At 72.8% G+C, this 19,955-nt stretch carries 16 protein-coding genes and 4 pseudogenes; 7 read left to right on the forward strand and 13 right to left on the reverse strand.

From position 1 onward, the window contains the following. Window positions 1-95 precede the first annotated feature (95 nt). Together AB0N31_RS26765 and AB0N31_RS26770 are read left to right on the forward strand one after the other, a co-directional pair. Complete coding sequence (locus AB0N31_RS26765; protein ID WP_366060987.1) at window positions 96-830, forward strand: FCD domain-containing protein; 735 nt, start codon at window positions 96-98, stop codon at window positions 828-830. A 73-nt stretch (window positions 831-903) separates the two neighbouring features. Further along, window positions 904-2,253, forward strand: coding sequence for an amidase family protein (locus tag AB0N31_RS26770; RefSeq protein WP_366060988.1), 1,350 nt, complete (start codon window positions 904-906; stop codon window positions 2,251-2,253). Between the two features lie 99 nt (window positions 2,254-2,352). Here the strand turns inward: AB0N31_RS26770 and AB0N31_RS26775 are convergent, their stop codons facing one another. Continuing rightward, on the reverse strand, window positions 2,353-2,526 hold the full coding sequence (locus tag AB0N31_RS26775) for a hypothetical protein (protein ID WP_366060989.1): 174 nt from the start codon (window positions 2,524-2,526) through the stop codon (window positions 2,353-2,355). 391 nt (window positions 2,527-2,917) lie between these two features. Between AB0N31_RS26775 and AB0N31_RS26780 the strand changes: the two genes are divergently transcribed. Then, a complete protein-coding gene (locus AB0N31_RS26780) occupies window positions 2,918-3,313 on the forward strand; it encodes a hypothetical protein (RefSeq protein WP_366060990.1) in 396 nt (131 codons plus the stop codon). Window positions 3,314-3,386: 73 nt separating this feature from the next. Here the strand turns inward: AB0N31_RS26780 and AB0N31_RS26785 are convergent, their stop codons facing one another. The 5 genes from AB0N31_RS26785 to AB0N31_RS26805 all read right to left on the reverse strand — a co-directional run bounded on the left by AB0N31_RS26785 (window position 3,387) and on the right by AB0N31_RS26805 (window position 9,781). Beyond that, window positions 3,387-4,904 carry an SDR family NAD(P)-dependent oxidoreductase gene (locus tag AB0N31_RS26785; protein WP_366060991.1) on the reverse strand — a complete coding sequence of 506 codons (1,518 nt, stop codon included), beginning with the start codon at window positions 4,902-4,904 and terminating at the stop codon, window positions 3,387-3,389. Window positions 4,905-5,007: 103 nt separating this feature from the next. After that, complete coding sequence (locus tag AB0N31_RS26790) at window positions 5,008-6,336, reverse strand: wax ester/triacylglycerol synthase family O-acyltransferase (RefSeq protein ID WP_366060992.1); 1,329 nt, start codon at window positions 6,334-6,336, stop codon at window positions 5,008-5,010. Between the two features lie 202 nt (window positions 6,337-6,538). Beyond that, window positions 6,539-7,759 (reverse strand): glucose-1-phosphate adenylyltransferase, encoded by a 1,221-nt coding sequence (gene glgC / locus AB0N31_RS26795; protein WP_366060993.1) that lies wholly within the window; start codon window positions 7,757-7,759, stop codon window positions 6,539-6,541. 50 nt (window positions 7,760-7,809) lie between these two features. Beyond that, the gene (gene glgA / locus AB0N31_RS26800) at window positions 7,810-8,979 is read right to left on the reverse strand and encodes a glycogen synthase (protein WP_366060994.1); all 1,170 of its coding nucleotides are present in this window, start codon (window positions 8,977-8,979) and stop codon (window positions 7,810-7,812) included. 46 nt (window positions 8,980-9,025) lie between these two features. After that, window positions 9,026-9,781, reverse strand: a complete 756-nt coding sequence (locus tag AB0N31_RS26805) for a (2Fe-2S)-binding protein (protein ID WP_366060995.1) — start codon at window positions 9,779-9,781, stop codon at window positions 9,026-9,028. 305 nt (window positions 9,782-10,086) lie between these two features. On the opposite strand from AB0N31_RS26805, the gene AB0N31_RS26810 reads away from it, so the two are divergent. Beyond that, on the forward strand, window positions 10,087-11,361 hold the full coding sequence (locus tag AB0N31_RS26810) for a DMT family transporter (protein WP_366060996.1): 1,275 nt from the start codon (window positions 10,087-10,089) through the stop codon (window positions 11,359-11,361). On the opposite strand, the gene AB0N31_RS26815 is transcribed toward AB0N31_RS26810, so the two are convergent. After that, the gene (locus AB0N31_RS26815; protein ID WP_366060997.1) at window positions 11,351-12,526 is read right to left on the reverse strand and encodes a transglycosylase family protein; all 1,176 of its coding nucleotides are present in this window, start codon (window positions 12,524-12,526) and stop codon (window positions 11,351-11,353) included. The genes AB0N31_RS26810 and AB0N31_RS26815 overlap by 11 nt on opposite strands. Before the next feature lie 305 nt (window positions 12,527-12,831). On the opposite strand from AB0N31_RS26815, the gene gndA reads away from it, so the two are divergent. Further along, entirely contained in the window at window positions 12,832-14,271 is a 1,440-nt protein-coding gene (gndA, locus tag AB0N31_RS26820; RefSeq protein WP_363087892.1) for an NADP-dependent phosphogluconate dehydrogenase, read from the forward strand. 460 nt (window positions 14,272-14,731) lie between these two features. On the opposite strand, the gene AB0N31_RS26825 is transcribed toward gndA, so the two are convergent. The 4 genes from AB0N31_RS26825 to AB0N31_RS26840 all read right to left on the reverse strand — a co-directional run bounded on the left by AB0N31_RS26825 (window position 14,732) and on the right by AB0N31_RS26840 (window position 16,984). Next, the gene (locus tag AB0N31_RS26825; protein ID WP_366060998.1) at window positions 14,732-15,370 is read right to left on the reverse strand and encodes an aspartate/glutamate racemase family protein; all 639 of its coding nucleotides are present in this window, start codon (window positions 15,368-15,370) and stop codon (window positions 14,732-14,734) included. Between the two features lie 9 nt (window positions 15,371-15,379). Continuing rightward, a complete protein-coding gene (locus AB0N31_RS26830; RefSeq protein WP_366060999.1) occupies window positions 15,380-15,727 on the reverse strand; it encodes a GNAT family N-acetyltransferase in 348 nt (115 codons plus the stop codon). A 30-nt stretch (window positions 15,728-15,757) separates the two neighbouring features. Next, a complete protein-coding gene (gene panD / locus AB0N31_RS26835; RefSeq protein ID WP_366061000.1) occupies window positions 15,758-16,177 on the reverse strand; it encodes an aspartate 1-decarboxylase in 420 nt (139 codons plus the stop codon). A gap of 306 nt (window positions 16,178-16,483) precedes the next feature. After that, window positions 16,484-16,984 (reverse strand): ATP-binding protein, encoded by a 501-nt coding sequence (locus AB0N31_RS26840; RefSeq protein WP_366061001.1) that lies wholly within the window; start codon window positions 16,982-16,984, stop codon window positions 16,484-16,486. Window positions 16,985-17,102: 118 nt separating this feature from the next. Between AB0N31_RS26840 and AB0N31_RS26845 the strand changes: the two are divergent. Further along, window positions 17,103-18,419: pseudogene (locus tag AB0N31_RS26845) on the forward strand (NF041680 family putative transposase); the annotation flags it as partial. Window positions 18,420-18,470: 51 nt separating this feature from the next. Next, window positions 18,471-18,714: pseudogene (locus AB0N31_RS26850) on the forward strand (ISL3 family transposase); the annotation flags it as partial. Between the two features lies 1 nt (window position 18,715). Here the strand turns inward: AB0N31_RS26850 and AB0N31_RS26855 are convergent. Beyond that, window positions 18,716-19,788: pseudogene (locus AB0N31_RS26855) on the reverse strand (IS3 family transposase); the annotation flags it as partial. Between the two features lie 73 nt (window positions 19,789-19,861). After that, a pseudogene (locus AB0N31_RS26860) lies at window positions 19,862-19,955 on the reverse strand (IS5/IS1182 family transposase); the annotation flags it as partial.

The following is a 19,955-nucleotide window of genomic DNA, read 5'->3' on the forward strand; positions in this document are numbered from 1 at the left end:
AAAATCGCGCCACCGGCGCTGAAGTGGTCGGACCACTTCGCTGGTTAGACTGCGCGCACCGGCGAACCGCGCGCACCGGTGACAGGAGAGGTGACGTGAACCAGTCCCCGCCCGGCGGGCCGCCCGCCGCCCCGAAGGGCACGGTGACGCGGCGCGCCATCGAGCGGATCAAGGCGATGATCGGCGAGGGCCTGCTGGAGCCGGGCCAGCGGCTGCCGACCGAGCGCGACCTCGCGGCGGAGCTGGGCATCTCCCGCAGTTCGGTGCGGGAGGCGGTACGGGCGCTCACGGTCATGGGGGTGCTGGAGGCCCGGCACGGTTCGGGCATCTACGTGACCCAGCTCCGGGCCGGCGATCTGCTGGAGACGTTCGGCGTGGTGGCCGACCTCTCGCGGGGCCCGCGTCTGGTGGAGCTGCTGGAGATCCGGCGCGTCCTGGAGTCGACGGCCGCCGCCCTGGCGGCCGCCCGCATCACTCCGGGGCAACTGGAAGCCGTGGAAGGCCACTTGGCGGCGATGAACGCCACCGACGACCCGGAGGAGATCCTCGCCCACGACCTCGCCTTCCACCGCGAGATCGCCGCGGCGGCCGGCAACGAGACGATGGCGGCGATCCTGGAGGGCCTGTCCTCACGCACCTTCCGCGCCCGCGTCCGGCGGGGCCGGCGGGAGGAGGGCGCCTTCGCCCGCACCCGCCGGGAGCACGCCGCGATCCACCGCGCCCTGGCGGCCCGCGACCCGGAGGCGGCACGGGCGGCGGCGGCCGCCCACGTGGGCGGGGTCGAGCAGTGGCTGCGGGACGGGGCGGGCCGCGAAGACCCCTCGACGTGACGCGTTCCGCGGGGCACAGTTCTCCCTGTACTCGCCAGTAGCATCCCGCACGCCCGCACACCGAGGAGCGCCTGTGACCGAGTGGGTCGGCCGGACCGCCGCGGAGATCGCCGCCGCCGTACGCGAGAAGCGGGTCGAGCCCCGGACGGTGGTGGCGGAGCATCTGGAGCGGATCGCGCGGCTGGACGGGCGGATCGGGGCGTTCCGGGCGGTGCGGGCGAAGGCGGCGCTCGCCGAGGCCGACGAGGTGGCGGCCCGCGCCGACCGGGACCGCCTGCCACTGGCCGGCGTACCGGTGGCGGTCAAGGACAACCTCGCCGTGCGGGGCGAGTCGACCCGTGTCGGTTCGGCCGCGACCCCCGGTACGCCCGCCGGCGCCGACCATGTCACCGTGGCCCGGCTGCGCGCGGCCGGCGCGGTGGTGGTGGGTCTGACGAACGTGCCGGAACTGTGCGTCTTCGGCACCACGGAGGGCGTGCACGGCACCGCCCGCAACCCGTGGGACACGTCGCGCACGGCGGGCGGTTCGTCCGGCGGCAGCGCGGCGGCGGTGGCGGCCGGGATGGTGCCGATCGCCCTCGGCAACGACGGCATGGGCTCCCTGCGCATACCGGCGGCCAACTGCGGTCTGGTCACGGTCAAGCCGGGCCGCGGCGTGGTCCCGGCGGGGATCGGCGACGGCGACTGGTTCGGGATGTCGGAGAACGGTCCGCTGGCGACGACGGTCGAGGACGCCCGCCTGATGCTGTCGGTCCTCGCCGGCGCCGAGGTCGCGGGACCGGCGGAGGAGTCCGGCACGTTGCGGATCGCGGTGTCGGTGCGCAGCCCGCTGGCCGGAGTGCGGGTGACCGGGCCGTACGTGGCGGCGGCGCGCGAGGCCGCCGGGGCGCTGGCGCGGGCGGGGTGTCGGGTGCGGCGGGCCGAGCCGCCGTATCCGCTGACGCTGGGCGTCACCTCGCTCGCGCACTGGACGGCCGGTACGGCGGTCGACGCCCGGTCGCTGGACCCGCGCCTGCTGGCCCGCCGCACCCGCGTGCACGCGGCGCTGGGTCGGCGGTTCCTGAACGGGGTGCGCGGCGGCACGGCGCGCGAGGAGCTGCGCCGGCGCCTGGAACCGTTCTTCGCGGAGTACGACGTGCTGCTCACCCCGGCGCTCGCGCGGCGCTCGCCGAAGTCGGCGCCGTGGCACGAGCGGGGCTGGCTGCGCAATGTGCTGGCGAACACGAACTACTCGCCGCTGACGCCGCCGTGGAACCTGACGGGCTGGCCGGCCATGGCGGTCCCGGTCGGCACGCTCCCGTCGGGCGCTCCCACCGCCGTCCAACTGGTGGGGTTGCCCGGTACGGAGGCGCGGCTGCTGCGGGTGGCCGAGCGGCTGGAGGAACTGCGGCCGTGGCGGCGGACGGCGCCGCTCGACCGATGAGCGGCGGGTCCGCGGGCGCGGTGTCGCCGGGGCCTCGTGTCGCACGGGCGTGCTGTCCGCACGCCCGTGCGCCCGGCGGTCGCGAGCGGTCCGCCGGCGTCAGTCGACGCTGGGCAGGATGTGGGGTTCGTTGAGGTCGTCCTCGTACCCCGCCAGCCGGATGGGGGCGGAGCGGGCCCACACGTCGAGGCTGCCGAGCTCTCCGGGCCGGCGGCCCGCACGCTCGATGCGTTCCTTGGGGCGTTGCTCGCTTTTCGTCTTCTCCGGTGTCACCGCGCACTCCTTATGTGTCGGTCACCCTCGGGGCGTGCCGGTCGGTCTGCGGATCCGGCGTCTGGCGCCCCTCGGGTCTGGCTCAAGGGCAGTTCTGACGCGGTGGCGCCGGCAAACTCCAGAAGGAGCAGGCCGCTGTGAACCGGCTTGTCCCATGACGGACGGTGGGTGTGGGGTGGCACTCCGTCCTGCTGTCCGTCGGCTACAGAGTAACCAGATGAGCGGGATACCGCTCTATCGGGCTGAAAATTTGGGGTAACCATGGCAAGTCACCCATGTGTCCCCGCAGATGATTCAACCCTTTCCGCCCTGGAAGCACCCTTTGACCTTCACTCGTACGGCGTACGCGGACGCACAGGCGCGCCGTCATCGTCGCGCGGTTCGGGTCCCGTTGGCCCGGCCCCAGACTCGCCGTGCTCTGCCGACGTACCGCTACGGCTGTCTCGCGGGAGAACCGACGCATGGAGCTGCGCGGCGTCGGTCGCGCGGCGTCGGTGCGCACGACCACGCGCTGCAGACCGCCGCGCTGCTCGGCGAGCGGGTGGCGTGGCTGGTGCGGCGGCCTCCCTGGCACGGGGCGGCCGCCGCCGACGACGACCTGGCCGTGCTGCGGCAGGCCGACGAGGACGGCCGGGCCGCCGGGTTCGACGCGGGAGTGCTGGAGGACTGGAGGACCGTGCTGGAGCTGGTGGCGGCCCGCACCTCACCACTGCGCGCCGTCGACCGGCACAAGGCCGCGAGCCGTCGGCCGCCTCACAGCTGGGGCGGTCGGCCGACTCGCCACTGAGGGCGGTGGGCCGACTCGCTGCCGGGGGCGACCGCCTGACGGCCCGTCACTCACCGCCCGCCGAGTGTCGCCGTCACCACTTGCCGGGTGCGTAGTCCTTGAGGAAGACGCCGTACAGGTCCTCGCCCGACTCGCCGCGCACGATGGGGTCGTAGACGCGGGCCGCGCCGTCGACCAGGTCGAGCGGGGCGTGGAAGCCCTCCTCGGCCAGGCGCAGCTTGTCGTAGTGCGGACGCTCGTCGGTGATCCAGCCCGTGTCGACCGAGGTCATCAGGATGCCGTCGGTCTGGAACATCTCCTGGGCGCTGGTCCGCGTGACCATGTTCATCGCGGCCTTGGCGGCGTTGGTGTTCGGGTGGCCGGCGCCCTTGTAGCCGCGGCCGAAGACGCCTTCCATCGCCGAGACGTTCACCACGTAGGCGCGCTTGCCGGAGGCCCGGCGCGCCGCCTCGGCCATGGCCGGGCGGAGTTTGCTGATCAGGATGAAGGGCGCCGTGTAGTTGCACAGCTGGGTCTCGAGCAACTCCACCGGGGAGATCTGCTCGATGGTCTGCACCCAGGTGTTGGTGTCGACGACGTCGGGGACCAGACCTCCCGCGTCGATGGCGGTGCCGTCCAGGTGCCGGGCGACACTGGCGTTGCCGGCGACCAGGGCGAGGTCGGCGACCCGCTGCGCGTCCATGCCGCTGGTGCCGAGGGGCAGCGCGGCGAGGCCGTCGACCGCCCCGGAGTTGAAGGCGCCGATGACGTGGTGGGCGGGCAGCTCACCGGCGGGCAGCGGGGCGCTCTCGCCGTCGACCAGGGCGGCGTAGGCGGAGGGCAGCCGGCGTACGGTCTGCGTCGCGTTGTTGATCAGGATGTCGAGCGGCCCCTGTTCGGCGACCCGGTCGGCCAGCGCCACGGCCTGTGCCGGGTCGCGCAGGTCGATGCCGACGACCTCCAGGCGGTGGATCCAGTCCGCCGCGTCGTCCATCGCCTTGAATCGGCGGATCGCGTCCTTCGGGAAGCGGGTCGTGATCGTGGTGTGCGCCCCGTCGCGCAGCAGCCGGAGCGCGATGTACATGCCGATCTTGGCGCGGCCGCCGGTGAGCAGCGCGCGCTTGCCGGTGAGGTCGGCGCGGGCGTCGCGGCGGGCGCGGTTCTCGGCGGCGCACTCCGGGCAGAGCTGGTGGTAGAAGTAGTCGACCTCGACGTAGCGCGCCTTGCAGGTGTAGCAGGAGCGGGGACGCTGGAGTATCCCCGCGATCGTGCCCTCCTCCGTGCGGGAGGAGGGCAGGATGCCCTCGGTCTCGTCGTCGATGCGCTGGGCGGAACCGGTCGCGGTGGCCTCGGTGACGGCCCTGTCGTGGGCGGTCTTGGCGGCCCGGCGCTCCTGGCGGCGGCGCTGCTTGACCGAGCGGTAGATGCCGGCGGTGGCCCGGCGCACGGTGATCGCGTCGGGGTGGTCGACGTCGAGCCGGTCGAGTTCCTCCAGCACGGCGAGGCAGACCGCCAGCCGCTCCGGGTCGATGCCGGGCCCGTACACGGCCTCGTCAACGGCCTTGTCCATGGCCTCGTCCATGGCCGCCGGGCCGTCCTCTGTCACCGTCATCGCGCTGCCGTTTCCCTGCTGCCCCGTGCGGCGCTCCGACCGCGCCCGCTTTCGAACCGGGAATTCTACGGAGCACCGGGCCTCCCCTCCAAACCCGCGCGGGTCAAGAGCCGCAGGCCGTGATGAGCGTCTCCACCTCCGTGGTCAGCGCCCGCGCGAACCGGTCGAGGTCGGGGACCGCCTCGGCGTCCGCGACCAGGCCGAAGTGGACCAGGCCCCGGTACGTCGAGATCGCCACCGCCAGGGACTGGCCGCGGGCGAGCGGGGCGTAGGGGTAGATCTCGGTCACCGGGTTCCCGGCGAGCTTCAGGCCGATGCCCGGCAGCGGCACGCTGGTGACGAGGATGTCGAACCAGAGCCGGGCGGCCTGACTGACCAGGGGGCCGCCCAGGCGGTGGCCGAGGGCGGGGACGTGGTCGGCGAGCAGGGCGACGGCGCCCGCGCCGCGGCCGGGTCCGGCGTCCTTGTTGCGGTTCATGGCGGCGCGGACCGCGCCGAGCCGGCCGAGCGGGTCGGGATCGTCGACGGGCAGCCTCATCAGGTACCCGGAGAGCCGGTTGCCTTGCGGGTGGGCGGTGCGCGGACGGCGCTGGGAGACGGGGATGAGGGCGCGCGGGGTCACGCCGGCGCTGCCGTCGCCGCGCTCGTCGAGCCAGGTGCGCAGCGCCCCGGCGACGACCGCGATCAGCACGTCGTTGACGGTGCCGCCGACGACCTTGCGCACCCGGTGGACGTCGTCGAGGTCGACGGCCACGCCGCCGGTGCGGCGGGTGCCGGTGGGACCGGCGGTGAGGGCGGTGGTGGAGCGCACGCCGAGGGTGTGGACGGCGACGGAGGCGCCGATGTCGAGGGCGCGGCCCACGTCGGACAGGGCGCCGCGCAGCAGGCCGGGCAGTGCGCGCGCCTCGGGCAGGCCGCGGGGCGGCGCCGCCGGGCGGGGCCGGGGGGCGGGCAGGTCCAGGGGGTCCAGGATGGCGGCGGCGAGGGTCAGCGCGCGCAGGCCGTCGGCGAGGGCGTGGTGGAACTTGAACAGGACGGCGAAGCCGTCGCCCGCCTCCCCCGGCAGGACGTGCGCCTCCCACGGGGGCCGGCCGCGGTCCAGCGGGTGCTCCATGAGCCGCCCGGCCGCCGCCTGGAAGTCGGCGGTGGGCGCGTGCAGGTGCACGTGGCGCTGCGGGTCGAACTCCGGGTCGGGTTCGCGGACGGCGCCGCCGAGGGAGAGCGGCGCGGTGAGCGGCCCCCACACGTCCCGGATCCGCATGCGCAGTCCGGGGACGGCGGCGGCCCGGCCGGCGAGCAGGTCGGCGGCGTGGGCGGCGGCGGTGGCCGAGGGCGCGGCGAAGACGCCCAGCGCGCCGAGGTGCATCGGGTTCTCGGGAGTCTCGATGCTCCAGAACGCCAGGTCGAGGGGTGCGAGTGGATCAGCGGTCACGGGCTTGCCTCGCGTCGACGGAGAGTGAGCCAGTAGTCAACCGCCCCGCATGATTACGGTCAAGCACGGTCATGCTGCGCATAGTTAAGAAATCGTTGCGTATGCGTCAAAAGGAGCATCGGTTTCGAAAGCGTGATCGACGGGTTCGCTCGGCCGGCGACGCTCCCGTGCACGGCACCTCTCCGTCTTCTCCGTACTGCGCTCACGACACTCGCTGTCCCTTGCCCAGGGCGATGACGCCCGCCTTCGACACCGAGTACAGCTCCGCGTCCCGCTCCGGGTTCACGCCGATCGTCGCGCCGGGCGGCACCTCGACGTTCTTGTCCAGGATCGCCCCGCGCACCACCGCGCCCCGCCCGATGTGGACGTTGTCGTGCAGGATCGAACCCTGCACGACCGCCCCGGGGTCGACCAGGACGCCCGGCGACAGCACCGAGCGGGAGACCTGCCCCCGGATGAGGCAGCCCGCACTGATGATCGACTCGCTGGCGATGCCGCCCGCGTTGAAACGGGCCGGGGACAACTGGCCCGAGTGGGTGTAGATCGGCCAGCTGCGGTTGTACAGGTTGAACGCGGGCCGCTCGGCGATCAGGTCCATGTGGGCGTCGTAGTACGCGTCGAGCGTGCCCACGTCCCGCCAGTAGCCCTGGTCGCGGGTGGTCTCGCCCGGCACGTGGTTCTCGCTGAAGTCGTACAGCTGGGCCTCACCGCGGTCGGTGAGCTGGGGCAGGATCGACCCGCCCATGTCGTGCACCGAGCGCTCGTCCTCGGCGTCCCGCTGGAGCGCCTCGATGAGGGCCTTGGTGGTGAAGACGTAGTTGCCCATGGAGGCGAACACGCACTCCGGGTCGTCCGCGAGGCCCGGCGGGTCGGCGGGCTTCTCCAGGAACCGCTCCACCGTCTGCCCGTCCGAGCCCGCCGTGATCACGCCGAAGGACGCGGACTCGGCGCGCGGCACCCGGATGCCGGCCACCGTCACGCCCGCGCCGCTGTCGATGTGCTGGGCGAGCATCTGGCGCGGGTCCATGCGGTACACGTGGTCGGCGCCGAACACCGCCACGTACTCGGGGCGCTCGTCGTAGATCAGGTTCAGCGACTGGAGGATGGCGTCGGCGCTGCCCAGGTACCAGCGCGGGCCGAGGCGCTGCTGGGCCGGGACCGGGGTGACGTAGTTGCCGAGCAGGCTCGACATCCGCCAGGTCGTGGTGATGTGCCGGTCCAGCGAGTGCGACTTGTACTGGGTCAGGACGCAGATGCGCAGGATGTCGGCGTTGACGAGGTTGGACAGCACGAAGTCGACGAGACGGTACGTCCCGCCGAAGGTGACCGCGGGCTTGGCGCGGTCCGCCGTGAGAGGCATCAGGCGTTTGCCCTCGCCGCCCGCCAGCACGATTCCGAGGACCGAAGGTCCACCACGACGCATGGCCGCTCCCCTCACCCTGATTGATCCATTGCTGCCCCGCACGGGGCGCGCTACGCCTGTTTGAGGGTGTCCTCGTACAGCCGGACGGTCCGCCGGGCGACCGCGTCCCAGCCGAACTCCTCCACCGCGCGCACCCGCCCGGCCTCGCCCATGCGGCGGGCCGTCGCCGGATCGCCCAGCACGGAGTCCAGGGCCCGCGCGAGACCCGCCTCGAAGGCGCGGGCCCCCTCGTCCCCCTCCGCCACGGGGACCAGCAGTCCGGTCGCGCCGTCCTCGACGACCTCGGGGATGCCGCCGACCCGGGAGGCCACGACGGGCGTGCCGCAGGCCATCGCCTCCAGGTTGACGATGCCGAGCGGCTCGTACACCGAGGGGCAGACGAAGACGGCCGCGTGGGTGAGGAGCTGGATGACCTCCGGACGCGGCAGCATCCGCGGGATCCAGTGCACGCCGTCCCGGGCCCGGCTCAGCTCCGCGAACAGCTCACGGAACTCGCGGTCGATCTCGGGGGTGTCGGGCGCGCCCGCGCACAGCACGACCTGGGCCGCCGGGTCGATGTCCCGGACGGCGCGCAGCAGGTGCGGGACGCCCTTCTGACGGGTGATGCGGCCGACGAACAGCACGTACGGGCGGGCCGGGTCGACACCGATCCGGTTGAGGGCGTCCGTGCGGTGGTCGGGCCGGTACAGGGCGGTGTCGATGCCGTTGTGGACGACGTGGACCCGTGCCGCCTCCAGCGCCGGGTAGCAGGCGAGGATGTCCTCGCGCATCGCGCCGGACACGGCGATCACCGCGTCGGCGGCCTCCACGGCGGTCCGCTCGGCCCAGCCGGACAGGCGGTACCCGCCGCCCAGTTGCTCGGCCTTCCAGGGCCGCAGGGGTTCCAGCGAGTGCGCGGTCACCACGTGCGGGACGCCGTACAGCTCCTTGGCGAGATGGCCGGCGAGGTTGGCGTACCAGGTGTGGGAGTGGACCAGTTCGCGGTCCTCCAGCGCGGCGGCCATGGCCAGGTCCACGGAGAACGTGCGCAGCGCGTCGTTGGCGCCGTCGAGGACGGGCCAGGAGCGGTGGCGCCGGACGCCTTCGGCACGGCCCTCGCCCCAGCAGTGCACCTCCAGGTCGACCAGTTCGCGCAGCTCCCGGGCGAGGAACTCGACATGGACGCCCGCCCCGCCGTACACGTCCGGGGGGTACTCCCGGGTCAGCAGTCCCACTCGCACCCGGCAACCCCCTGGATTCGCATGTGAAAGCCGGTCCCCTTCATGGTCACCCAGACGGGCCGCGGAGGAAAGGGCGCGGGGGCCGCGGGAAGCAGCAGTCACCGCACACCCCGCCGCCGGGCACCCGGTAGTAGAGACAGCAGCTGCGGCGGCGGAAGGCGGTGCCGGCCGGGGTTACGGTGCCGGCCAGGAGGGGGTGGGCGAGGAGTTCGGCGGTGAGGGCGCGGGAGCGGGCGGCGGCGTCGGGGCGGCCGTTCGCCCGCGCCCAGCCGTCGAGCTGCCGGGCCGCGCCGGCGAGCGCCGAGGCGGCGTTGCCGCGCAGCAGGCCGGGGGCGACGCGGTGGCGGGCGCGCAGGGCCGCCGCCAGCGGTTCGAGGTGGCCGTGCAGGACCGTCGCCGCCAGGGTCCGCGCGTCGCCGGGCCGGGCGCGGACCTCCGTCAGCCACAGGTCGTCCGGGGCGCTGCCGTCCGGATCCCAGCGCAGCAGTCCCGGCGCCAGGTCGGGCTGCGCGCCGTAGAGGACGGCACAGCCGAGCGCGACCGACCAGAGCCGGGCCGCGAGGCCCTGCTGGGTCACGGAGGCGGCGACGCGCGGCTCGGGCGCGCGCAGGGCGCGGGCCACCTTCCCGACGCGGAGGGCCAGGGGGTCGCCGGGTGCGCCGGTGGGCGCGGCGGAGTAGGCCTGCGCGAGCGTCGGCAGGAGCGGGGCCGGCTCCCCGTCCGGGGCGGGGGGCGGTGTCGTGCGCAGGGCGAAGAAGCCGCCCAGGGCGCGCAGTGCGGTCAGTCGGGGGTCGAGGTCCACGACGTGCAGTAGTACCAAGGAGGGCCGGGGGCCGCCGTCGGGGGGGGGGGCCGCGGGCAAGGGCGGCGCCGGACCGGGGACCGCCGCCGTGCGGGAGATCCTCGGGGTGTCCCGTCAGGGAGATCCCTTGTGTGTCCCCCACCCTGGGGAGGAGTGGGGGCGCTCCCTACTCCATCGGTAGTAGGACTCATTGAGTGCTCAGGGACGACGACGGGAACAGATCGACAGGGCATCGTGTTGGGCATGAGAGTCGACCGTTCACCGCGCCGGGCCCCGGGCCCCCGCCTCACGCAGAGGAGCAGCTCATGAGCGCCCTCGCGTTGTCCGTGGTCCTGTCGCTCGTCTCCGCCGTGGCGTACGCGGCCGGGGCGATCGTGCAGGAGCAGGTCGCGGTGTCCTCCCCCGACGAGCACTACGCCCCGCTGCGGCGGCCCGGCTGGTGGGCGGCAGTCGGGCTGAACGGTCTCGGCGGTCTGCTGCACGTCGTGGCGCTCGCGTACGGTCCTCTCAGCCTGGTCCAGCCACTGGGCGCGCTCACCATCGTCTTCGCGCTGCCGATGGCCGCGCTGTTCGTGGGCCGCAGGGCCGGGGCGACGGCCTGGCGCGGCGCCGTCATGGCGACCGTCGGTCTGGCCGGTCTGCTCTCCCTGGTCGGCACGGCCGACGCGCAGTCGCTCAACACCCCGCAGCGGGTGGGCGCGGCGCTCGTGACGGGCGGCGCCGTCGCGGCGCTGATGGTCGCAGGCCGGGCCGCGCACCGGCACCCGGCGGTGCGCAGCATGCTGCTGGCGACCGGCTCCGGCATAGCGTTCGGCATGTCGTCGGTGTTCACCAAGACCGTCGCGGTCGACTGGACCGACGGCGTCTCGGCGGCCGACCTGCCCTCCCTGGCCGTGATCGGCGTCCTGGCCACGGCCGGCATGCTGCTGTCGCAGGCCTCCTACCGCGGCGCGGGGCTCGCGGCCCCGCTGGCCACGCTGACCGTGGTGAACCCCGTGGTGGCGGCGGCCGTCGGCATCACGATGTTCGGCGAGACCTTCCGCTACGGCACCACCGGCACCGCGCTCGCCCTGAGCTGTGGTGTGGTGGCGGCCGGTGGCCTGATCCTGCTGACGACCGAGCGGCTGACGAGCACCCAGCCGGAGACCACCGGCCCGCGGCACGAGGAGACGCGGACGGTCCCCACGGGAGTCGTGGCGCCCGTGGCCGACCTCTTCGTCGTGTTTCCGGAGCCTGCTGACGGCACTGTCGCGGCACGGCCCCTCGCGGCGGTCGCGGAGTCCGCTGCGGCGCACGCCGCGGAGCGGATGGCTCTCGCGTTCCCGGAACTGTCGGCCGGACCGGCCGCCGTCCCGGCGTCCGCGCAGACCTCCCCGCAGCTGACCGGCGCCGTACCGGCCCGGGTGGTGGCGCAGGAGCCGGTGGTGGCGGACGGGCCGGTGGTCCCCGAGGAACCGCCGGCAGCGGTGGTGCCGGCTCCCGCGCCCGTACCGTTGCCGCTGTACGGGCCGTTCTACGGCGGGCCGTACGTCCCGATGCCGGTCCTCGACCGGCGGCACCGGGTGCGCATCAGATCCTGACGCCGCCGGCCCGCAGATAGGCCAGGGGATCGATGTCCGAGCCGAATCCGGGCCCTGTCCGCACCTCGAAGTGCAGATGCGGGCCCGTGCTGTTGCCGGTGGAGCCGGAACGGCCGATGCGCTGACCGGCGCCCACGGACTGCCCGTCCCGCACGGAGATCGCGGACAGGTGCGCGTACTGCGAGTAGCGGCCGTCGGAGTGCCGGACGACCACCTGGTAGCCGAAGGAACCGCCCCAGCCCGCACTGACCACCGTGCCCGGGGCGACGGACTTCACGGACGTGCCGGTGGGCACGGGAAAGTCGACGCCGGTGTGGTAGCCCTTCGACCAGGAGGAACCCGTCGCGTGGTACGGCGTGCCGAGCCCGGCGTCGACCGGGGCGGCGAGGGCGCGGCCGGTCGACTTCTTCTCCGTGGCCGACTTCTTGCCCGTGGATTTCTTGCCCGTGGCCTTCTTGTCCGCGGTTTCCGTCTCCGTGGACTTCTTCCCGGGAGCCTTGGTGGCCACGGCCTGGCCGCGCAGGTTCAGCCGCTGGCCGGGCACGATGAGGTCGGGGTCCGTCCCGATCGTCGTCCGGTTCGCGGCGTACAGCCCCCGCCAGCCGCCCCGGACGTCCTTGGCGTCGGCGATCTCCGAGAGGGTGTCGCCGTGCACGACCGTGTACATCCGGGCGGTGCCGGCCCGCGACTGGGGTGTGGTCTGCGGCTGGACGTCCTTCAGGGTGCTCGCCGGCCTGGCGGCGGTCTTCGCGGACGCGCCGGCCGGCTCGATGTCGGGGGCGCCGCCGCCGGCGGTCAGCCCCGCCCGCACCGAGCAGGCGGGCCAGGCGCCCGGCCCCTGACCGTCCAGCACCCTCTCCGCCACGGCGATCTGCTGGTCCTTGGTGGCCAGATCCGCGCGCGGCGCGTACCGGGTGCCGCCGTACGCCTCCCAGGTGGACCGGGTGAACTGCAGGCCGCCGTAATAGCCGTTGCCCGTGTTGATGTCCCAGTCGTTGGTCGACTCGCAGGCGGCGACCTTGTCCCAGGTGTCCACGTCCGCCGCCTGGGCGGCTCCGGCGCCGATGAGCGGGATCGCCATGCCGGCGCCGCCCGCCGTGACGGTGAGCGAGGCCCGGTTGATCCTGTTCGGCTGATACCGGCGGTGCCGGCCGCGTGCGGCCATGGAGATCCCCCTCGACATGCGTCAGGAGGGGCAAAAGTAAGGTCCGCTCACGGGCCGTGACAAGACGACAATCGGCCGCACCGGCTCAACTGAGGCGGATCACCGGCTTGTTGCGTGATCCCTGAGACGGATGGGGCCCTGTGTCCGTATCCGGGTGGGCGACTTGGCGTGTCCAGCACGTGCGAGGGGTGCACCGACGCGACAGGATGTACACAGGCCGGGACCGGCGTCGACGAGCACGGGTCGCGCGCGGAGCAGGGTCGGCCGACCACAGATTTTTACAGACTTTCCAAGGAGCCAACCGCATGACCAACTCAGCCCAGATCGGCGTCACGGGACTCGCGGTAATGGGCCGCAACCTCGCCCGCAACTTCGCCCGCAACGGCTACACGGTCGCCCTGCACAACCGGACGGCGGCGCGCACGCACGCCCTCGTGGAGGAGTTCGGCGGCGAGGGCGAGTTCATCGCGGCCGAGACCGCCAAGGAGTTCGTGGCGGCGCTGGAGCGCCCCCGCCGCCTGGTGATCATGGTGAAGGCCGGGGAGCCGACCGACGCGGTGATCCAGGAGTTCGCGCCGCTGCTGGAGCCCGGCGACATGATCATCGACGGTGGCAACGCGCACTTCGCGGACACCCGGCGCCGTGAGCGCGAGCTGCGGGAGCAGGGCATCCACTTCGTCGGCACGGGCATCTCCGGTGGCGAGGAGGGCGCGCTGCACGGCCCCAGCATCATGCCGGGCGGCTCCCCGGAGTCGTACGGGTCGCTGGGTCCCATGCTGGAGAAGATCTCCGCCAAGGCGGCCGACGGGGCGCCCTGTGTGACGCACGTCGGTCCGGACGGCGCCGGGCACTTCGTGAAGATGGTCCACAACGGCATCGAGTACGCCGACATGCAGCTGATCGGTGAGGCGTACCAACTGCTGCGGGACGTAGCCGGGTACTCCCCCGCCGAGATCGCGGACATCTTCCGCACCTGGAACACCGGCCGGCTGGACTCGTACCTGATCGAGATCACGGCCGAGGTGCTGTCGCACGTGGACGCGGCGACGGGCGAGCCGTTCGTGGACGTGGTGGTGGACCAGGCCGAGCAGAAGGGCACCGGCCGCTGGACCGTGCAGATCGCGCTGGACCTCGGGGTGCCGGTGTCGGGCATCGCGGAGGCCGTCTTCGCCAGGTCGCTGTCGGGCCACGCGGCGCTGCGGGAGGCCTCGCGCGGCCTGTCCGGACCGAAGGCGGCACCCCTGGACCGGGCCGAGGCGCAGGCCTTCGCGGACCGGGTCGAGCAGGCGCTGTACGCCTCCAAGATCGTCTCGTACACGCAGGGCTTCCACGAGATCGCCGCGGGCGGCGCGGAGTACGGCTGGGACATCGACCTCGGTGCCGTCTCGGCGATCTGGCGGGGCGGCTGCATCATCCGGGCGGCCTTCCTCGACCGCATCCGCGCCGCCTACGACGCCCGGCCGGACCTGCCGAGCCTGCTGTCCGACGAGACCTTCGCCTCGGAGATCGGGGCCGCGCAGGACGCGTGGCGCGAGGTGCTGGTCGCCGCGACGCTCCAGGGCGTGCCGACGCCGGGCTTCGCGGCGGCGCTCGCCTACTACGACGCCCTGCGCGCCGAGCGGCTGCCCGCCGCCCTGACACAGGGGCAGCGGGACTTCTTCGGGGCCCACACCTACCGGCGGGTGGACCGGGACGGGTCGTTCCACACGCTGTGGGGCGGGGACCGGTCGGAGGTTTCGGCGTAGCCGTCCGTCCTCGCGGAGGTCTGTCGCGGTGGGCGGCGTCCTGCGGGGTGCCGCCCACCGCTCGTCGGTCCGTCCACCCGGGTCAGCTGAGCGGGGGGCCCGGCTCCGGGTTCGGGACCGGCTCCGGGCCCGGCGGGATCGGGGACGGGTCCGGGTCCGGCGGCGGGGGGCCCGGATGCGGCGGGGCCGGCGGCGGAGTCGGCTGCGGATCCGGTCCGGGAACGGGCGGGGCGGGCTCCGGCCCCGGGGGTGGTTCGGGGTTCGGGACCGGGCTGGGGTACGGGTCGGGAACCGGCGTCGGCGGCGGCTGGACGGGGTCGGGGTACGGGTTCGTCATCGTGTCCTCCGGGCCGGGGGCGAACGTGGCTCTGAACTACTCCCCCGCCTACCCGACGGCGGCGCACGCAGTCACCCGGTGGTGGCACGCGGTGCGCCCGGCCGGGTCCCCCGCCGCGCGGAGTCAGCGACGGCGCGCCGCCTCCGCGCCCGCGGCCAGGCCCGGCCCGGGACTGCTGAACACCGGTACCGGGGTGGTGGTGAGGTGCTGGGCGGGGGCCATGGAGGCCTGGGCCAGCACGACCGCGTCGGCGTCGGCGTCGGTGACCGCGTCGGCGGTGGCGGCGACGAGGCGGACGTAGGCCTCGGTGTCACCGGCCTCGAAGCGGTCCCAGGCGCCGTCGACGAGCAGCGTGCGCACGGCGACGGGGCGGCCCGCGCGGGCCGCCTCCTCCCTCACGAGCTCCGCGGTGGGGCCGAGGGTGCTCTCCAGGGCCGCCAGGACGACGACCCGCGGGCCCGCGGCGACCGCGGCGGCGGCCATCGGCCGGTCGACGCGCAGCACGGGGACGCCCGGCGCGGCCGACTCCGCGACCGCGCCGAGGGTGGAGCAGGTGCACAGCACCGCCCGCGCCCCGTCGGCGACGGCACGCGCGAGCACGGCCCGTACGTCGGCGGCGACCGCGTCGGGCCCCCGCTCCCGCGCCCGGACCAGCAGGTCCTCGTCGACGAGGTGCCGCAGTTCCAGGCCGGGGTGGGCCCGGTCACGCAGGGCGTCGAACACGGGCACGTGAACGGGCGAGGTGTGCAGGAGGGCGAGCATCGAGGCCGCTCAGAACCGGCCGGGGTGGGCGCGCAGCCACTCCCTGGCGGCCCTCAGCAGCGCGGGGTCGGCCGCCGGAGCCTCCTCGGGGTGGCGCCCGGCCCACTTCACGACGTACGGGCAGAGCGGGGCCACGGGGACGCCCTCGCGCCCGGAGACGGCGTACAGCTCGCGGGCCAGGGAGCCGGCGATGCCCTTGCCCTCGTGGGCCGGCTCGACGATCGTGTGCACCGGCACCAGGGCGGGCGCGGGCGACTCCAGCACGAAGTACTCGATGCGGCCGACGACTTCGCCGCCCTCGCCGAGGGCCTCGAGCCGGCCGGCCGGCCGGTCGTCGCGGATGCCGATGTCACTCATGGACGCTCCTGGGGACTGCTGGTGCGATGGTCAGGCGGACACGGCCTGCGGGCTGCGCTCCTGGTCCGACCCCGGCACCGGTTCCGCCGGGTCGGCGCCCAGGGCCACGATCCGGTTGTCGCGATCCACATGCACGACGCGGGGCTTCAGCTCTCGCGCCTCGGCGTCGGTGACCTGAGCGTAACTGATGATGATCACCAGGTCTCCGGGGTGCACGAGATGGGCGGCGGCCCCGTTGATCCCGACGACCCCCGAGCCGCGCTCGCCCTCGATGACGTACGTCTCCAGCCGCGCGCCGTTGGTGATGTCGACGATGTGCACCAGCTCACCCGGCAGCAGATCGGCGGCGTCCAGCAGGTCCGCGTCGATGGTCACCGATCCCACGTAGTGCAGGTCGGCCTGGGTGACGGTGGCACGGTGGATCTTGGACTTGAACAGAGTACGCAGCACTTTGGACTCCTAGAAGACGGCTCCCCGCCAGCTTTCTGCAGGTCAGGGGCGTTGTTCACTGTACACCGACACTCCTCACACTCGAAGATGCTGAGGAACATCGACCCCTCTTGGGCAAGAAGGTTTCCCACCTGCGCTTCCGCGTAGAATCCGGCTGTTGTGCCATCGCCGTCCAAGGACCCGCTCGAGCACCTGCCTCGGAGTATGCGAGGACTCATGCTGACCAGATGCTGATTTACCTGACGATGCGCCAGGTAAGCACTTCGTTGAGCACGGAGCCATCCTCTGCATCGACCTGGAAGTCGTTCAACGAACCCGGCAGCCTGGGGCTTCATTCGGTCCCAAAGCATCAGGCGGTCGAGTGAACCCGCCACTGGCTGCCCCACCGTGCCTGTGGAGCACTCGATCCGGGCAGCCTCGCGGGTCAAACCAAACCAGGCTCCCGACTGTGACCGATCGATCGACCACCGCCGCCGACTCCCAGGTCAGTTGGTCTCCCAGGGCAAAGGCGAAGAGGCGGCCTTCACCGTTGCGACCGTGCAGGATCCGCTCTCCGCCTTCAGTGTGTGTCCTGCTGGTCTTCCATGTGGTGCCGTAGGCCTGGAAAGCGGTGCGTGCTCGCTCGGGCGTCATGCTGTGACCGTTGTCGGTCACCACGACGTCGGTGATCGCCTTCATGCTGGATCGGCGCAGTTCGACATCGACCTCGGTGGCACTGTCGTCCAGAGCGTTCCACACCAGTTCAGCGACAGCTGTGATCTGGGGTTTCCGCTTGACCTGAGCTTGACGTTTAACCTCGCAGGTCACCCGACCTGCTGATCTGCGGTTCTTTCCGGGACAGCGGAGGCGGCCGTTCTCCACGCTTCGAGATGTCGAGTCACAAAGCACGAGAGAACGGCCGCTGCCCGTAAGTCTGCCTGCCGGTGTGCCCGGAATCGAGGCGTTGGGTCTGTTGTCCCGCTTTCGGGTCGAGTTCTACGAGTGTCTCTACAAGCGGGCGGATGCGCTCTTCGAGCTCACCGACGCGGTGCTGTGCGCGGACGGTCCGGTGAAAACCCTGGTCGAGCTCTCCTTGGCGGTCGAGCACCGGCGCGGGCACGGTGCGCTGTACGCGGCCCTGGACCGTGGATGGCTGGAGCCGACACGGTTGCGCCGCACGCTGGCGGGCCTGCCGCTGCCGAAGGCGGCCGACGGGCGGATCGTGCTCGCCGTGGACGTGTCGCACTGGCTGCGACCCGACGCTCCCACCAGCGGCGACCGGCTCTTCTGCCATGTCTACGGACGCGGCGACCGCAGCTCGGACCAGTTGGTGCCCGGCTGGCCCTACTCCTTCGTCGCGGCCCTGGAGTCCGGCCGCACATCCTGGGTCGCTCTCCTGGACGCGGTCCGCCTGGGCCCGGCCGACGACGCGACCACTGTCACTGCAGCCCAACTCCACGACGTCGTTGAGCGATTGACGAGCGCAGGCCACTGGAGACCGGGCGACCCGGACATCCTGATCGTGATGGACTCCGGCTACGATGTCGCCTACCTGACTCATGCTCTCGCCGGCCTGCCCGTCGTGCTGGTCGGGCGCCTGCGCTCGGACCGGGTCATGCTCCGCGATCCCGGCCCCGCCCGGTCGGGTCCCCGGGGCGGTCGCCCCCGCCGACATGGCGGCGTCCTCACGTTCAAGAAGCCCGACAGCTGGCACGAGCCCGACGTCACGACCGCCACGGACACCGCCCGCTACGGCACGGCCACCGCGACGGCCTGGGACCGGATGCACCCCCGGCTCACTCACCGCGGCCCCTGGCTGAACCATGCCATGGAGGAACTCCCCATCCTTCACGGCACGTTGATCCGCCTGAAGGTCGAGCGCCTGCCCGGTGACCGCGACCCGAAACCGGTCTGGCTGTGGTGCTCGGCCACCGCCGCCGCACCGGCGGACGTGGACCGCTGGTGGCAGTCCTTCCTCCGCCGCTTCGACCTGGAGCACACCTTCCGGCTGATGAAGCAGACCCTGGGCTGGACCGCCCCGAAGGTCAGGAATCCCGACACGGCCGACCCGTGGACCTGGCTGATCATCGCCGCCCACACCCAGCTCCGTCTCGCCCGGCCTCTGGCCGAGGACCTCCGTCGGCCCTGGGAACGGCCCGCCGCACCGCGCCGCCTCAGCCCCGCCCGGGTCCGCCGGGGGTTTCGCAACGTCCGCGCGACAGCAGCCCCGCCCGGCAAGCGCGCCGAAACCGTCCCGCCCAGGCCCCGGACGGCCTCCCGGCTCGAAGAACAAGCAACGGGCCAGGCACCACGACGTCGGCAAGACCGTCAAACGCGCCGAATCGATCAAGGAACACCAAGACCAGCGAGGTTAAACGCCAAGCTTAGCGGGCCGGGCGGGGGCACGTCTGCTGGCGATACTTGCGGCAGGCGTCTCGCGTCACACGGCTCTGCGCACCCTGTTGCGCATCCCGCTGCCCGCAGGGCGGACGCCCCGAGTGATCGGCGTCGACGACTTCGCTCTGCGCCGGCGGCACCGCTACGCCACCGTGATCATCGGTAGGTCCGCTCGATCCAGGTCACGATGGCGATCCGTAGTTCCTCGCAGGTGGCCCACTTCCTGCGGTCGAGGACGTTCTTCTGCAGCAGGCTGAAGAAGGACTCCATGGCCGCGTTGTCGCCGGCTGCCCCGACCCTCCCTACCGACCCGGCCATCCGGTGGCGGCCGAGCGCCCGGACGAACTTCCGGGACCGAAATTGCGAGCCGCGATCGGTGTGCAGGATGCATCCGTCGACGTTTTCACGCCGGGCCACGGCGTTGTCCAAGGCGGTCACGGCCAGGCGGGACTTCATCCGCGTGTCGATGGAGTAGCCCACGATCCTGTTGCTGAAGACATCCTTGACCGCGCAGAGATACAGCTTGCCGTTGCCGGTGGCGTGTTCGGTGATGTCGGCGAGCCAGAGCCGGTTCGGGCCGGCCGCGGTGAAGTCACGACGGACGAGATCGTCGTGCACCGGCGGACCGGCCTTCTTGCCCCGGCCGCGCTTCTTGCCGAACACGCTCCACCAGCGGTTGTCCCGGCAGATCCGCCACGCAGTCCGGTCCGCCATCGCGGCCCCGGTGCTGCGGGCCTCATCGGCCAGGAAGCGGTAGCCGAACTCAGGGTCCTCACGGTGGGCACCGAACAACGCGTTCGCGCGATACGCCTCCTCGAGAACGGCGTCGGTCACCGGCTTGTCGAACCAGCGGTAGTAGGGCTGTCTGGCGAGCTTGAGCACCCGGCACGTCACCGTGACGGGCACCCCGTCCCCGGCCAGCTCCTTCACGAGCGGGTAGATCCTTTTCCCGGCAGATGTGCCTGCGACAGATAGGCCGCGGCCCGGCGCAGGACCTCGTTCTCCTGCTCCAGCAGCTTGATCCGCCGACGTGCCTCCCGCAGCTCCGCGCTCTCCTGGCTGGAGGTTCCGGGCTTGGAGCCGTCGTCGATGTCCGCTCGGCGCATCCACTTCCACAACGTCATCGGGTGGACTCCGAAGTCGGTGGCCACCTGCTCGACCGTCACACCTGGGCCGCGGTTCCTCGCGACCCGCACGACGTCCTGGCGGAACTCTTCCGGATAGGGCTTGGGCACAGCGACATCCTTCCCACCTGCCCCACAGGGCAAGCCAGTTCAGATGTCACCCGATCGTGCGGCAGACCCCCTCGGTGATGTCCTTCACCGCCCCGTGGATGACCACAGCGTCCTTGAAACCCTGGTCAACCAGGACCTTCTCCAGGCGCGTTCCGCATCGTTCGGCC

Source organism: Streptomyces sp. NPDC051051 (assembly GCF_040682975.1).
Classification (GTDB): domain Bacteria; phylum Actinomycetota; class Actinomycetes; order Streptomycetales; family Streptomycetaceae; genus Streptomyces.